The 15,483-nt window shown below is 41.2% G+C and carries 14 protein-coding genes and 3 pseudogenes; 7 read left to right on the top strand and 10 right to left on the bottom strand.

Going from position 1 to position 15,483, the window contains the following annotated elements:
• Positions 1 to 264: 264 nt before the first annotated feature.
• The 4 genes and pseudogenes from QV280_RS15525 to QV280_RS15510 form a co-directional block, all read right to left on the bottom strand.
• Positions 265 to 531, bottom strand: a pseudogene (locus tag QV280_RS15525) (zinc-binding dehydrogenase); the annotation flags it as partial.
• Positions 532 to 535: 4 nt separating this feature from the next.
• Positions 536 to 1,571, bottom strand: a protein-coding gene (locus QV280_RS15520; RefSeq protein ID WP_447026254.1) for an IS630 family transposase whose coding sequence is annotated in 2 segments (ribosomal slippage) — positions 536 to 1,111 and positions 1,113 to 1,571 — 1,035 coding nt in all. Because the reading frame shifts where the segments join, the coding sequence is not laid out codon by codon here.
• Between the two features lie 55 nt (positions 1,572 to 1,626).
• Positions 1,627 to 2,436: pseudogene (locus tag QV280_RS15515) on the bottom strand (alcohol dehydrogenase catalytic domain-containing protein); the annotation flags it as partial.
• 11 nt (positions 2,437 to 2,447) lie between these two features.
• The gene (locus tag QV280_RS15510; protein ID WP_152822632.1) at positions 2,448 to 2,963 is read right to left on the bottom strand and encodes a TetR/AcrR family transcriptional regulator; all 516 of its coding nucleotides are present in this window, start codon (positions 2,961 to 2,963) and stop codon (positions 2,448 to 2,450) included.
• A 253-nt stretch (positions 2,964 to 3,216) separates the two neighbouring features.
• Here QV280_RS15510 and QV280_RS15505 point away from each other — a divergent pair.
• The 4 genes from QV280_RS15505 (at position 3,217) to QV280_RS15490 (ending at position 6,124) form a co-directional block, all read left to right on the top strand.
• Positions 3,217 to 4,394, top strand: a protein-coding gene (locus QV280_RS15505) for an IS3 family transposase (RefSeq protein ID WP_152822635.1) whose coding sequence is annotated in 2 segments (ribosomal slippage) — positions 3,217 to 3,484 and positions 3,484 to 4,394 — 1,179 coding nt in all. Because the reading frame shifts where the segments join, the coding sequence is not laid out codon by codon here.
• A gap of 77 nt (positions 4,395 to 4,471) precedes the next feature.
• Positions 4,472 to 5,044, top strand: coding sequence for a DJ-1/PfpI family protein (locus QV280_RS15500; RefSeq protein ID WP_152822650.1), 573 nt, complete (start codon positions 4,472 to 4,474; stop codon positions 5,042 to 5,044).
• 386 nt (positions 5,045 to 5,430) lie between these two features.
• On the top strand, positions 5,431 to 5,709 hold the full coding sequence (locus tag QV280_RS15495) for a hypothetical protein (protein WP_023403999.1): 279 nt from the start codon (positions 5,431 to 5,433) through the stop codon (positions 5,707 to 5,709).
• A gap of 199 nt (positions 5,710 to 5,908) precedes the next feature.
• A complete protein-coding gene (locus QV280_RS15490; protein ID WP_152822653.1) occupies positions 5,909 to 6,124 on the top strand; it encodes a TIGR02450 family Trp-rich protein in 216 nt (71 codons plus the stop codon).
• 71 nt (positions 6,125 to 6,195) lie between these two features.
• Here QV280_RS15490 and QV280_RS15485 read toward each other — a convergent pair whose 3' ends face one another.
• Complete coding sequence (locus QV280_RS15485; protein ID WP_152822655.1) at positions 6,196 to 6,915, bottom strand: SDR family NAD(P)-dependent oxidoreductase; 720 nt, start codon at positions 6,913 to 6,915, stop codon at positions 6,196 to 6,198.
• A gap of 257 nt (positions 6,916 to 7,172) precedes the next feature.
• On the opposite strand from QV280_RS15485, the gene QV280_RS15480 reads away from it, so the two are divergent.
• The 3 genes and pseudogenes from QV280_RS15480 to QV280_RS15470 form a co-directional block, all read left to right on the top strand.
• Positions 7,173 to 8,603: a coniferyl aldehyde dehydrogenase gene (locus tag QV280_RS15480; RefSeq protein WP_152822657.1), complete on the top strand. Its 1,431-nt coding sequence runs from the start codon at positions 7,173 to 7,175 to the stop codon at positions 8,601 to 8,603.
• 87 nt (positions 8,604 to 8,690) lie between these two features.
• Positions 8,691 to 9,302: a glutathione S-transferase family protein gene (locus tag QV280_RS15475; RefSeq protein WP_152822659.1), complete on the top strand. Its 612-nt coding sequence runs from the start codon at positions 8,691 to 8,693 to the stop codon at positions 9,300 to 9,302.
• 56 nt (positions 9,303 to 9,358) lie between these two features.
• Positions 9,359 to 9,602, top strand: a pseudogene (locus QV280_RS15470) (RNA-binding S4 domain-containing protein); the annotation flags it as partial.
• A 401-nt stretch (positions 9,603 to 10,003) separates the two neighbouring features.
• On the opposite strand, the gene QV280_RS15465 reads toward QV280_RS15470, so the two are convergent.
• From QV280_RS15465 to QV280_RS15445, 5 genes are all read right to left on the bottom strand, one after another.
• Positions 10,004 to 10,729, bottom strand: a complete 726-nt coding sequence (locus QV280_RS15465) for an amino acid ABC transporter ATP-binding protein (RefSeq protein WP_152822662.1) — start codon at positions 10,727 to 10,729, stop codon at positions 10,004 to 10,006.
• Complete coding sequence (locus QV280_RS15460; protein WP_023404006.1) at positions 10,722 to 11,369, bottom strand: amino acid ABC transporter permease; 648 nt, start codon at positions 11,367 to 11,369, stop codon at positions 10,722 to 10,724. Before QV280_RS15460 ends, QV280_RS15465 begins: the two co-directional genes overlap by 8 nt.
• Positions 11,370 to 11,545: 176 nt before the next feature.
• A complete protein-coding gene (locus QV280_RS15455; RefSeq protein ID WP_023404007.1) occupies positions 11,546 to 12,283 on the bottom strand; it encodes a transporter substrate-binding domain-containing protein in 738 nt (245 codons plus the stop codon).
• Positions 12,284 to 13,301: 1,018 nt separating this feature from the next.
• Positions 13,302 to 14,450, bottom strand: coding sequence for an iron-containing alcohol dehydrogenase (locus QV280_RS15450; protein WP_152822664.1), 1,149 nt, complete (start codon positions 14,448 to 14,450; stop codon positions 13,302 to 13,304).
• Between the two features lie 118 nt (positions 14,451 to 14,568).
• Entirely contained in the window at positions 14,569 to 15,444 is an 876-nt protein-coding gene (locus QV280_RS15445) for an AraC family transcriptional regulator (RefSeq protein WP_261824477.1), read from the bottom strand.
• Positions 15,445 to 15,483: the final 39 nt, after the last annotated feature.

Here is a 15,483-nt window from a genome sequence, read left to right as displayed (position 1 = left end):
TGAGCTTAGCTGCTCCACTTACAAGAAAGTTGGCTGCTAATTTGGGCAATACTTCAAAATTTTAACTTAATACCTAATACGCTGCGGAATTCCAGAACCTGTTACCAGAACAAAGCGTTTTTATACTAAGACATTGCAGTACGCCCATAATCAATAACATGGCGCTACCCAACATTTAGCATCTTTCATACCATCGTTGGGCTTTGTATCTTGATTTTTTGAATGTGATTTACTTGCACTTATGTAGTGCTGAGCAAGTTATTTTTATTCTGTGACTGTCAGCACTATTTTTCCGACATGTTTCTTCTCTTGAAACTCAGTCTGGGCTTGTGAAATTGCTTCAAGAGGAAAAGTTTTGGCCACGAGTGGTTTTATCTTACCTTGTTCAATGAGGCTCACTAAGTTGCAAAAAACCTCCGGTTCTAGAACAGTACAACCAAAGAAGCTTAAATCCTTTAAGTAGAGTGTGCGTACATCAAGCTCAACTAATGCTCCGCCGATTGCACCGGAAACGGCATAATACCAATCTGGAAAATTAACTGGTCAGGTCAATCCAGTCCCTTGTGCACATTTGAGCGACTCTACTAGTGCTTTTCAGAAACTGATTCCATGCTGAACATACCTTTCCCACTATATCGTTGTAGTCAGTGAAGCTCTGGTTAGAAAGATAGTGTTGTCGGAGCCAACTCCAAACTTGTTCTATAGGGTTTAGCTCTGGTGAATAGGGCGGGAGTTTGATAATACTGACATTACTAAATCTCTCTGCAATATCATTGGTGTGCCATCCTGCACCATCCATAATAACCACTGCGTGACGACCTTTCTCGGTTACTTCAGATATCTGCTTAAGGTGTTCGATCATGATGTCCTTGTTTACCCAAGGAACAACCATGGCTTCTCCAATACCTTTCGAAGGACAGACTGAGCCAAACAAATACGCATACTCAAACTGTTGTTGTTTTACCGCTCTCGGTCTTGAACCACGCTCAGCCCAAAGTCTAGTTGTGCTATTTTGCTGACCAAATCTTGCCTCGTCTTGAAACCATACATCAACGCTTTCAAAGCCTATATGGCCTGGGATCTTGAGGATCGTTTCAATTTTGAATTTTTTTAAAATCGTCTTGGATTTGTTGGGATTGATGAGGATGCTTAGATCGTGAAGTTATCCAAGAGAAGCCCATATGGTTGAGCAAATAATAAATGGAATCGGGGTGATAGTGTTTATCAAACTCTTGCACTATATAAGCATGAATATCAGCACCGGTTAACCTTCCTCCAGATGAATCCGCTGCTCGACTCTTAATAAACTGGCTCAACTGTTCACGCTGCTCAACGTTAAGAAATGCAGGGCGACCTGTCCTTGGTTTTTCTTGTAGCCCTTCAAGGCCTTCCTCTAGGAATGTTTGAACCCACTTATTTACACTAGTCCTACTAACTTTAAGGAACTTAGCTATTTGGGTACGAGAATGACCATCCTTAAAATGAGCCAGTGCGAGTAATCGCATTTTCATTTGTATAGATTTTTGTTTACTAGCAAGCTTTTTAAAATCAATGTCATTTAGGCTGTCCATTGCGTCCATTCTCTTGTAAAAGTAGCAAGCCTAATTAGATCATATTTTTACTTAGAATGGTATAACGACCTTTAGGCCGCAACACGTCAAAAAATTGAGGCCATTGTTCACCCGCCACAAGATCAATAACAACATCTACACTGTTTGTGCCTAGAGTCTCACCGAGGTTTTCATTTCGATTAACCACAGTATTTGCGCCAAGCCCTAATACCAAATCATGTTTACTAGCACTTGTGATCGCTATAACCGTTGCGCCACGTGCTTTTGCAAGCTGAATGGCTGCAGAACCCACGCCTCCAGATGCTCCAGATATTAAGACGCGATCACCTTTAACGACTTGAGCGCGCGTTAACAGGTTTTCTGCGGTAGAGTAGGAGCATGGGAAAGAAGCCAGTTCGATGTCAGTGAGATCTGAGTCGATCTTATAAGCGTGCTTTGCAGACACCACGGTATACTCAGCAAAACCACCATCGCACTCCGAACCTAAATACCATGCAGGGGAAACACTTTCACCGTTCACGTCACTTAAACAGGGTTCAACTAACACTCGTTCTCCAATACGAATGTTATCAACGCAATCGCCTACCGCAACGATCTCTCCACAGACATCAGCGCCTTGGATTCTGGGCAAATTTAATGCATTTCCACCCCAACTAGCATCGTCTTTACTGTGGTCACTTTTCGAGTACCAACCAATACGGGTGTTAATATCGGTGTTGTTTACAGCAGCGGCTGATACACGAATCAACACCTCGTGATCTTTTGGCGTTGGGACAGGAATATCTTGGCGATATTCCAACATATCAGGTCCACCATGACCATTAAGTAGTATCGCTTTCATTGTGTCCGGTATAGCGGTTGGTATTGTTGTCATGATTAGTTCTCAGATAATAATTTTATAATTGTGTGTTGGGCGGCATCGAGAGCTTGCTCCCCAATAACCGGCCAAGCACTCGACACGCCTTCATGAAGCAAAAATAGCTGTGTTGATAAATCTGGGCGGACACTTTGTTCACCTAGAAATCTTTGCACGTCTTTCTTGTGGGATTTGACTGCTTGGTAAATGAAGTCATTTTCAGGAAATGCTGCTAGTGCATTCATAGACATACAGCCGTGCGGTGCATATTCTTTCATCCATACACCCAACTTAGTGAAAATATGTTTTAGAGAGTGAATACCTGTCTCAGGAACGTCAGCCAATAAGAACGCTAGGTAACGTTGGTGACGGTGTTGTAAAGCACCTACAATCATCTCTTCTTTTGAAGGGTAGTGTTTGTATAAAGTTCTTAGGCTGACACCACAAGCTACTTTGAGTTGTGCGACACTGGGCTCGGCAAAGCCAAACTCACTAAATTCTCGCTCTAGGCTGGCTGCGATTTGCTCTTTTAGCATAATGTATCTCATTGGGTAGAATGAATGCTCTACCGTTATAGTAGAGCGTTTGTTCTACCTTTGTCAATCGAGAAACCATAGACTACTGACTCAATGATATTTATAGATGATTTCATTGATACTGGTCTCGACTTCTTGTCGATAGGTGATAGAGATTTGTTGTACGTTATGGTTCTTGTATTGTAGTGGCATAGTGAATTTGGCCACCTAATTAGAGGTGTTAAGATGCACCTCGTACACAACAGGTGGAACTATGACAAAACGTACGAGAAGAACTTTCAGCCCAGAATTCAAACTTGAATCAGCGCAACTAGTTGTCGATCAAGGTTACTCAGTCGATGAGGCTGCTAAGGCCATGAATGTGAGCAGGTCAGCCATGGACAAGTGGGTAAGGCAGCTCAAACAAGAACGAAAAGGCATTACGCCAAAGGCCTCACCGTTGACGCCAGAACAAATTGAAATCAGAGAACTAAAAAAACGGATCGCAGAGCTTGAAGAGCACAACGAAATCATAAAAAAGGCTACAGCTCTGTTGATGTCAGACTCTCTGAAAAATTCAAGATAATCGACCGACTCAAACAGAGCTATAGCATCACTACGCTATGCAACGTCTTCGGCATTCATCGAAGTAGTTACAAGTATTGGAAGCGACGACCAAGAACCATTCCTGCATTAGAAGTTCAAACTCGAGTGCTTGTAAAAGAGGCCCATAGTGCCAGCAATGGCTCCGCAGGAGCTCGAACAATCGCAGGCATAGTAACTAATGCTGGCGTTAAATTGAGTCGCTATCGAGCAACTAAGCTCATGAAAAATCTCGGGTTAGTTAGTCGGCAGCTACCGAAGCACAAATATAGGAAACAGGCGCTTGAGCATGTGGAGATCCCGAACCACCTTGAGCGACAGTTCGCTGTTACGGCCCCAAACCAAGTGTGGGTAGGTGACGTGACTTATGTCTGGACAGGAAACCGCTGGGCTTACCTAGCCGTTGTGTTGGACTTGTTTGCTCGTAAACCAATTGGTTGGGCTATGTCGTTCTCGCCCGATAGCCAGTTGACAAGCAAAGCCTTAAAAATGGCTTATGAAAGCCGTGGCAAGCCTAAAGGTGTGATGTTCCACAGTGATCAAGGAACGCATTACACTAGCCGAAAGTTCCGTCAGACCTTATGGCGTTATCAGATAAAACAAAGCTTATCGCGCAGAGGAAACTGCTGGGATAACAGCCCTATGGAACGCTTCTTCAGAAGCTTAAAAACAGAATGGGTGCCAGTCGGTGGCTATCAGAATTTAACAGAGGCTTGGAACAGTATTATTGGCTACATCATTAGATATTACAGCCAAATCAGGCCGCATCAGTACAATGGCGGTCTCACGCCAAATGAGTCGGAACGACTCTACTGGCAAACTTATAAAATCGTGGCCAATTTAACTTGACCACTACATATCAATGTGTAAAAGTGACGGATTCGAAGCGTTTTGCGAGTGTTTTGAACACTATCCAAGGAGGGAAGATGAACATAGGTATTTATATTTACGACCAAGCGGAAGTCCTTGATTTTTCGGGCCCATATGAAGTGTTTAGTACAGCGAAAAGGCTAGGGGCTAAGCATTTAAATGTGTTTTTAGTTGCTGAGAGCTCTGAACCTGTTATTGCCCGTGGCGGTTTTAAAGTATTGCCTGACTACACCATATATGACCACCCTAATATTGATTTATTCATTGTAGTCGGGGGCGTTCATATCGATGAAATGTGCAAGCCCCATATTTTAAGTTGGCTTGCTTCCAAAGCTAAAAATATAAATGAAGTGGTGTCAGTGTGTACTGGTGCATTTCTTCTTGCAGAAGCGGGTGTCATTAAGGAAGAAACAGTGACGACACACTGGGAGGATATTCCGGATTTAATCTCGCAGTTTCCAAATCTAAATGTAATCACAGATCAACGGTGGGTCACATCTGGAAAATTTACTACTTCCGGTGGTATTTCGGCTGGTATCGATATGAGTTTACATTTGCTATCAAAACATTGCGGCCTATCGTTTGCCAAGACAGTAGCCAAGCAAATGGAATACAACTGGCAAGAATAACGTAATCACTTTTGTTGCGAAAGTTAGGTCGTACTTAGGCTCTCCATACCTAAGCTTTTTCGTCACTAGTGATTCATGCTTCACGATCTTCGTTAGTCTAATTTACGGTTTGCCGCCCACCAAAAGCTGTTTTGTTAGGTTAAATCCCTCAAATGCCAGCTTTGTGTATTCAGTTAGACGCACATCGTGAGATAATGTCGCTCTTTGTTAGTGTGTATCGCAAATTTTCGTAAGCTTTTTGTATTACCCGTTCTTCGTTGGGGTTCGAGTTTATAGTAAAAAGGTTTAGTATTATGGCAAGCGTTGCTTGCTTCTTTATTTAGTGTGAAACGACACAAGTGAAACGCACTGAATTAAGTACAGAAATAATCAAGTTAGGTAAATATATGAACGATAAAGTGTTTCAAATTTGGCATCAGAAACGAGAGCAAGGTTTCTTGAATTGGCTTTCTAAGAGCACTCTTGGCTCTTTTGCTTTCTATTTAGTGTTTAGTATCGCTTTTCAATATTCTTCTATCGGTGAGCAGGGTATTGCATCATTTGTGAAGAGCCAGTGGGTGAACTATGTATTGTTTGCCGCACTAATGATTATTGCAAATGGGTTGCTTTGGCTTTATCGCGAGTCCAGTTATAAGAAAGAAGCTCGTCGTAGAAATATCATGTAATAAATATGGGTTAAGCGTTGTGTAGGCAAGGCTTAACCCAGTAATACTTGAAAATGAATGCAGTTCTCGAACCTTTGACGTTGTCACATCTCTTCGTAATACGCCACTGCTAATAATACAAACGATCGCTGAACTTAAAGCGGTCCATCTTCGTAAAATGACAAGTGTATCAATTTGACGAGTCAGATATGGAGACAGCATGAATCGAATAAACCCAGCCAAATTATACCATAGCAAATGGACTGCAGTAGCGCCGATGAATCGCGAGAAGCATTTTTTAGTGTCGGAGGTTAAGTTTGATGAGGATGGCGCTGTTGCTTTGTGTAAATTGGAAGCGGTGTTATCTAAAAATGAGTACTTAATAGATTGGAACGAATTGAAACGTACACAAAAATGGATTCAAGGTTGGACATAATAACTCGCTTGAAACATTTAAACATTTAAACATTTAAACATAGAGACATTGAACGCATTGACTAACGCATGTTACCAAGGGATTTCATCACCGGTAAAACTATAAAATTTACCTGTATCTTTGGCTTGCACCGTATTGATTAACTTAAATAATTGTTGGCTCACGTAATCTGTAGTGAACAGCTTATCTTGCGGCACGTTTTTCTGAAATGGTTGTGATAGCGGGGTATTGGTTGTTCCTGGATGAAAAGCAAAAACGCAACAGTTAGGAAGTTTTACTTGCCATTCTATGCTGATGGTTTTTATCGCCATATTCAGCGCTGCTTTTGAACAACGGTAGCTTACCCATCCTCCTATGTGGTTGTCTTCTATGCTTCCAATTCTCGCTGATAGGGCAACGAAATACGTATTTTTTTTGCCTTTTAGGTGAGTCGAAAAATGTTTGCCAAGTAACAATGTTGGCAAGGTGTTTGAAGTAAGATTGCGGTTAAATTGCTCGACCGTAAATTCAGAGATTGATTTTTCAGGTCTTTGGCCCGGCGCATGTAAAAAACCGACGGCATTGATCAGAATATCCAGATGCTCTATTTCTTCAGATAAGTGCTTTATGTCCTCGTCTAATGAGGCATCTACCTTAAACCAAATAATATTATTGAGTGGCGCTTCAATTTGTATTTGAGGTTTTGAAGAGCGGTAAGTTGCGTACAAATTTGCTGTAGGGAATGCGCGCTGTGCTTGTTTAATAATCGCTGTTCCTATACCTCCAGAAGCCCCAATAATGAGAATGTTCAATGGCTTGCTCTCTATGCATTGTGATCATTAGAGAATAGTCAAAAAATGACAACTCGGTAGCCATTATGCGTAATTTTGTGTGCAAGTAAGCATGACGTATGTCTATTATTAACTAGTATTTTTTGCCTTAATGAGCCTTGTTTTTGCTACAGGTAAAACTTTTGTATGACAGAGTTAGGTGTAATGCTTTTCATCACCTACAATCGATTGCACAGTAACAATCCTGATGACAGTAAAAGTTTTGATGAGAGGCAGTAATGGCGCGACTTAATTTGGTTTCAAGTGACACTTTAAAACAAAGTGAAGATTTAGGCTTGAAATTAGTGGCTTTAAAAAAGAGTTACGCCGATGCACCAAACCCAAGTTTAGAGCAACGAAAACAGCGCTTATTGTTACTTAAGCAGTCAATATTAGAGCAGCAGGCGCAACTGGTGTCGGCATTGGCAAAAGACTTTGGCAATCGCTCAGAGTTTGATTCTGTTCTGTCCGATATTATTCCAACCATCAATCACATCAAATACACTTTAAAAAACCTCAATCGATGGGCAAAACCGTCGAAGCGCCATGCAGGATTAATGCTGTTTCCTTCAAAAGTAAAAGTTGAGTATCAGCCTCTTGGGGTAGTGGGAATAATTTCGCCGTGGAACTTCCCGGTAATGCTGAGCCTACCGCCGGTAGCAACTGCCATTGCCGCGGGAAATAAAGTGATGCTAAAGCTGAGTGAATTTACTCCTGCGACCAATGAGGTACTCACTAACATCTTGTCGGTTTTAGATGAAGAAGTGGTAGTGATACAAGGCGGAGCGACTATCGCCGCGAATTTTAGTGCGTTGCCTTTTGACCATTTGCTGTTTACTGGCTCAACATCGGTTGGGCGTATGGTCGCGCAAGCAGCGGCCAAAAATTTAACTCCGGTCACGCTGGAATTAGGTGGTAAATCGCCAGTAATTATCGCGCCTGACGCGCAGTTAGAGAAAATTGTTGATTCAATTGTATTTGGCAAATGTGTCAACGCAGGTCAAATTTGTGTGGCTCCAGATTATGTGTTGATTGATCAAAACAGAGCCGATGAATTTGCCGAACTATTTGCCCAGCGTTTTAACCGCTATTTCGCCAAAGATCTTAGCCAGTTCAGTCATATAATCAATAGCCATCAATACCAACGTTTACAGCAGTATATAGAGCAAGCTAAAGCGACTGATGGCGTACGTGTAATAGAAGTCACTGCCGGTAATAGCACCACAGAACAAAATCAATTATTGCCACATCTTATTTTTAATCCAAGCGATGATTTAGCAGTAATGAAGGAAGAAATCTTTGGTCCTATTTTACCCATCATCACCTATCAAAAAGTTGAAGAAGCGATTGAGTATGTGAATGCTCGTGAGCGCCCCTTAGCGCTATATGTTATGAGTAATGAACAACCGACAGTTGACTATATTTTGGCAAATACTCATTCTGGAGGAGTAGCGGTCAATGACACCATTTTTCATGTGGCAGCCGAAGATGCACCGTTTGGCGGAATAGGGCATTCGGGAATGGGGCGTTATCATGGTGAAGAAGGGTTTAGAACCTTTAGTCATGCCAAAACAGTGTTGTATACGCCGAGCTATTTACCTAGAGCTCGGTTAATTTTGAAATATCGAAAGTTTGTATTGTCTGTTATGAGGAAGTGGTTTGTCAGGTAATTGATGGATACATTACCTAAAATTGCGACGCCTTATCGGACTGATTCGAAAGCGCTTTAAAGCGAAATTTTAATAAGGAAATATGAAATGAAATTGTATGAGTCGGCGGCAACGCCAAGCTGTAGACGTGTTTCGATTTTTCTCAAGCTGATTGGGGCTGAGGTTGAGCGTGTTCAAGTGGATTTGAAGGGCGGTGAAAATATTACCCCTGAATTCCAAAATAAGAGCGCTAGCGGCACAGTGCCTGCATTGGAGTTAGACGATGGTACTTACATCAGTGAGTCTGTCGCGATTTGTCGTTACTTTGATCATATTGTGCCTAATCAAGCGAATCTATTTGGCGCGCCAGGCTTGCAGAGTGCGCAAGTTGAAATGTGGCACCGCATTGTTGAGTTTCAAGGGCTTATCGCAGGCTTCCAAGCATTTAGAAACATCACGGGCTTTTATTCCGACCGAGAAAATTGCGTAAGTGAGTGGGGCGAGGAGTCAAAAGGTCGTGCAGTGGCATTTCTCACAAAACTTGATAACCGATTAGCCCATTCGACCTATCTTGCTGGTGATGAGCTATCGGTTGCTGATATCACCGGATTCTTGTTCATCAATCTAATGAAAGGCGCGTTTAAAGTCGACATTGACGAGCAATACTCCCATATCCAAGTTTGGCACAATAAACTTGGTGCTATGCCTGAGTTCCAATAGCAGTTAGAATGTCGCCAATTAACGAGCATAGCTCGAAAACTTAAGTTGGAAATGCAGTGGATCACTTAGAAGAAGAAATCGAAATTGAAGCAATTGGTGTTGAGGTCTCAACTCAACCGGTTGAACTTTACAAGGTACTAAAGATTGCTGATGCAGTTAGTGGTGGCGGTGAAGCGAAACAAGCGATCAGCCAAGGCTTTGTCGCCGTAAATGGTGAAATTGAAACCCGTAAACGTCGTAAATTGGTTGACGGTGATTTGGTTCAATTTAATGAAGAATTCTACCTAGTGATCTATGTTGATCCTGCTGACGTTGTTGAAGCAGATTATGCAGACGACAGCGTGGCAACGGATTACGATGCTGGCGATCAAGGTTATGATGATGAGCCTGAATATGTTGAAGAGCATGTTGCCGATACCTACTCTCGCTCTAAAGTGCAGAGTCAAGTAACAGACAACAATGAAGTTGATAACAGTGATAAAAACGCTAAAACAGGGCGTAAATCTATCAACTTCTTCTAATTTCGGCGATAATTTCGAAAAAGATAAGTCGTAAAATTAACGATTGATTAAGGACCTAAATAGCATTTAGGTCCTTTTTTATTGCCCAAAACTAATGTCACTAGCTCCAGATAAAAAAATGGGAACTGATTAAAATCAGCTCCCAAACTTTTAGATGGATAACGGGTAAAGCGAAAACGCTTACAAAACTTTAGATAAGAAGTCTTGAGTACGTTCGTTTTTCGGATTATCGAAGATTTCACAAGGCTTACCTTGTTCAACGATTTTACCGTCAGCCATAAAGACAACGCGATCACACACTTCACGAGCAAAGCCCATTTCGTGAGTTACAACAACCATCGTCATGCCGTGTGAATTGGCAAGATCTTGCATTACTTGCAGAACTTCGCCGACCATTTCTGGGTCAAGTGCCGAAGTTGGCTCATCAAAAAGCAAGATATCTGGGTTCATTGCCAGTGCGCGGGCAATTGCAATACGCTGCTTTTGACCGCCGGATAAGCTTTTCGGGTACGCATCCGCTTTATCACGTAGGCCTACTTTATCCAACAATTCAAAGGCAGTCGCTTGTGCTTCTGCTTTGTTGGCTTTTTTCAGCGTTAATGGCGCAAGCGTAATATTTTCCATTACCGTTAGGTGCGGGAACAAGTTGAAAGATTGGAATACCATGCCAACATGTTCACGGAACTTGTTGATGTCCAAATCTTTATTCGCTAGGTCATCACCATCAATAATGACGTGACCACCATTAAGTTCTTCCAAACCATTTAGGCAGCGGAGTAGGGTAGATTTACCTGAGCCTGAAGGGCCGATAAGAGAAACTACTTCATTTTCGCCAACATTGAAGTCGATACCATTTAGAACAACGTTATCGCCATAAGCTTTTACTAGTTTTGATACTTTAATCATTGTTCAAACGCGCCTCAATTTGTCTAAAGATAGTGCTCAAAATATAGATAAGAACAAAATACAAAATGCCGACCATTGTCCACACTTCAAACGAACGATACGTTGAAGAAATGATGATTTGACCTGATTGTGTCAATTCACTAACACCAATAACGGTAAGGATTGATGTATCTTTCAATGAAATAATAAACTGGTTCAAAATGGCAGGAATCATATGACGGAAAGCTTGTGGAAGTACCACTTTCAGCATTGCTTGAGTCGATGATAAACCAAGGCTACGTGCCGCTTCCATTTGACCTTTATCAATGGCTTGAATACCGCCACGGAAGATTTCAGCCATGTAAGCACCAGCGTTAATACTGATAACAATGGTACCTGCAACTTCAGCTGTCATATGAAAGCCAAGGTAACCTGTCATGCCAAAGTATAAGAAGAAGGCTTGAACGATAAGAGGTGTACCACGGACTATATCGATATAAATTTTGGCAATCGCGCGTAAAATCTTGTTTTTGCCAATATTAATAAGGCCTAATACTAGACCAATGCCAGTTGCCAAGAACAGCGAACATACCGTTATGATCAGGGTGATTCTCATCCCTTCGATAAAGGCAGGTAGGCTATCCATGAATAGCTCAAACATACGAATTTCCTTTTAAAACTACTTAACCTCGTCGCGAAGATGTTAACCTCAAAATAAGGCGCTCATCTAAGAGGCTATTTAGAAAAGAAAGAAGGAGCTTATGCAATAAACTCCTTCCTGAGTAAATATTTTTATTTTAAAGCAATGTTTCTAAAACCAAGTTTTGACGTTAGGTTTTACTGGTATTTGTTAAGAATCTTCTCGTAAGTACCGTTTGCTTTGATTTTTGCTAGACCTTCGTTGAACTTCTGAAGAAGCTCAGCATTTTGACCTTTCTTAACACCAAAACCGAATTCAGCAGTATTCAATTTATCGCCAACAAGTTTTAGAGTTGGTGCTTTATCTAGAGAAATTTTGTATGCAATAACAGGGTAGTCTTCGAAAGCGATATCAGCGTTGCCGTTCATCACTTCTTGGAACATAGATGCAGAATCGTCAAAGTAACGGATGCTAGAATTTAGGTCTTTACGGTTAGCACTTGCCCAATCCGCAGAAGTTGTACCTTTCTTAACTGCAAAACGTTTGTTTTTGAAGTCAGCGATTGATGCAATTTTGCTATCAACAGTCACAACAGGGATAACACCAGATTCGTAGTAACCGTTAGAGAAGTCTAAAACGTTTGCGCGCTTCTCTGTGATTGTCATACCAGCGATAGCACCATCAAGTTGACCAGATACTACGCCTGGGATAATGCCATTGAAGTTCATTGGGCTTAGTTGGTATTCGAAGCCTTCGATTTTTGCGATAGCGTCTAGTACTTCAACATCGATACCAGTATATGCACCATCTATTTTGAACGAGAAAGGAGCGTAAGCTGCATCAGTCGCGATCTTATAAACTTTGTCTTTTGCAAATGCTGTAGTGGTTGTCAGAGCAGCCAAAAGCATTGCAAATGTAATTGAAATCTTTTTCATGTTTGCGAGTTTCCTTATTTTTAAGTCTCAATGAAGAGACGAAAGCAAGGTTCGAAAATAAAGGCAATAGACCAAAAGATCAAGTAATGCGGAAAAATGGCGCTATTTATATATGCATTTATGCCGATAATTTATGTTTATTAATCCAAAATTTTACAAAAGTTAACCGATTTTTATGCACGCTGTGGCGTATGTGCAAAATGCTATTATGGATTAATATTTAAGCATTAATTTTCTATTAATTAATTAATCTACACTCTTATATCATTGATTTACAGTACTTCAATTTATTGCTCGCAGAAAAATAGCCTCAGCATAGGTGAAGGCTGGCTTTTTAAGTTCTTTAAAAACAAAGGCTTGCAGTTGTTTTTCTGTGTGAGCTGTCACTTTTCTTGTTAGTTGAGTAAATATTGAACGCTTTTTTAAGTGACAAATTCAGCTTATGAATATTATTCGGTTCGTAAGGTAAAATATTTTCTATTATGATTAATTATTTCAGTTAAATGCGTATTTTTCTTTCGTTTAGGTTGAGTTTAATCTACATATGAATTACATATTTATTTCTAGTATCACTATTTATCTAACAAGGCATTATATTAATTAAAATACATTTATTGTGTTATTTTGTATTTTATTGTTATTTGCTTTGATTGGAATGTTGTGTGTATGTTTTGTGTTTGGTGTTATTACTGTGATTTATTAACTTTTATGTCTAATGGTTAAGTAACTAAAAGATAATTATGTGCAGTTAGCTTAAAGGTTTTATTTGAAACTGTGACGTGCTTCATAACTTTTGGCGGCATTTACTGTTAGGTATATAGCCTTGACAGGGGGCGTTTTCTTATTATCGCTTTTAAATGACGTCTTTAAAGGCGTTAGTTTCTCTTAAATCATTAATCTGAGGAGACGTGTTTGTCTCCTCAGTATCTCGGTTCTCATCGAAAGCACTTGATGAAAAAGCACTGAATGAAAACGTTCTTAATAACAGAGTGCTTAATGAAAGAAGAAAGCGCTCAGTTTACGCAATCGCTCCTTGTAAGATTTGTTCAACCTCTTTTAGCGTAATGGACTGATTTTCTCCTAACGTCACCATGTTATGGGCTTGCAATTGATTTAGGATGGCTTGCACTGCCGCTGGTTTATCTGTGCCATGTTCGGTAAGTTGCGTGGCAACCTGCAAGCTGAGATAAAAGCTCTCGATTTGGTCGATAGTGCGCTCAGCAAGATCGGCCCCTTGCGCTAGACCAAACACGTTTTGTCCCATTTGCTCCAACTTAGCACGTTTAAACTCTATTTGATTGCGCAGCAATGAAGGTTGGATGATAGCTAATGAGCGAGCATGATCAACGCCGTACAAGGCGGTAAGCTCATGCCCAATCATATGCGTTGCCCAATCTTGTGGTACACCTGCGCCAATAAGACCATTTAATGCTTGGTTAGCATTCCACATTAAATTGGCGCGCCACGCATTGCTGTCGTGATTGGCAAAGTCTTCACCCAGTGCTTTGAGGTTTTTAAGAATCGCTTCCGCAAATCCATCTTGCACCATACCTTCAGCCGGTTTAGTAATGTACTGCTCACACACGTGTACCCATGCATCCACAAGACCGTTGATCATTTGACGTTGCGGCAGTGTTTTCATTGCATCAGGATCAAGGACAGCAAATTTGGGTTGTACATGAGGAGATAAGAAGCTCAATTTATCCTGAGTGGATTTTCTGGTGACGACTGCACCTTTGTTCGATTCAGAACCGGTTGCAGGAAGTGTTAATACAGCGCCAAGTGGAATAGCACTTTTAACTTTGTGCTTGCCGGTGAGAATATCCCAACCGTCACCCTCATAATGTGAAGCGGCGGCCACGTATTTAGTGCCGTCAATTACCGAACCGCCGCCCACGGCCAGTAAATAGGTAATGTTGTCTTTTTTGGCAATTTCGACGGCTTTGTTTAAGGTTTCGACGGAAGGATTTGGCTCTACGCCAGAAAATTCTTGCCACTGGTGATCAGATAGGGCGTTGGCAACTTGATCGTACACGCCGTTCTTTTTAATAGAGCCACCACCGTAAATCACCAATACTTTGCTATCACTTGGGATAGCGCGAGTAATGGCGGCGATTTGAGACTGTCCAAAATAGATATTGGTTGGATTTGAATAGCTAAACTGCATGTCATCGTTCCTTTTCGTTGCTGTCGTCATGTGCGCAAGGTGTCGGTAGCGTCCATGTTTGAATTTGCTTAGTTACTTAGTTACTTAGTTGCTTAGGTACTGGGTCGAGATCGTATCGTTATGGTGTTCTGCGCTCTTTACGAAATACTTTTGGCGTACAGCCATAAACACTTTTAAAGGCATTAGTAAATTGGGTGGCGCTATTGAAGCCGCACAGGCTTGCTATAGCATTTATATTAGTACGCCCAGCGCGTAAAATAGTGGCACCTTTGTAAGTTCTTTTCTGTTTAAGCATTTGTGAAAAAGAGAGTCCTTCATCGGCCAGTTTTCGTTTCACGCTTGAAATAGAAAGCTTCAAGTGTTGTGCAAGCATAGGCAGGCTTATCTCTTTATCCAATCTCATATCAAGAAAGAAGGACACTTTTTCGGAAAAACGGGCACTTTCTGAAAGGTAAGTCCCTGTTGCCTCTTTTATAGTGTCGATAACTCTGGGATTGCGGTGCGCAACTTGCAGCAAAAAACTGTTTAATAACCCACATTGCACTTGTGCTAGATAATCAGAGCTTTGTGCGCAAGTCACTAAAGCATCAAACAATTGTTGTTCCAGTACATCACATTCAATTGATGTTTCCATCCTAGCAAGTGCACTGGGCTTTATGTCAGGGCCCTGTTTTTCATTATCTTCTAATTGCAGATATTGAGATGAATCGTGCTCTAGTAAATAAGGAGACTCAAGAAATGCTTCTAAGCTGGCAAATTCCAATAGCACAGCGTCTATTGCTACATCCTTTTGCCTATTTGAGGATAAAAAGTGACTGAGATCTTTAGTTAGGCAACAGTGTAGTTGAATAGAGTTTGCCGCTGGTGGTGCGTCTTTGATATGAGGCGTTGTCGTGCCGTTGTGCACACGCACAAATGCCAGTGGCATTGCCAACGAGTCATGCTGCTGTGCAGAAGGTAGGTGAGACAGCGATAAGTATACTAACGGCGACACAAGAAAGCCTTTTTAAGTGAGTGTTATTATCTTATCTAA

The sequence above is a fragment of the Vibrio sp. B1Z05 genome (assembly GCF_052955985.1).
Note: the sequence above shows the minus strand (reverse complement) of the source record. Positions and strands in the feature narration are given on the sequence as shown.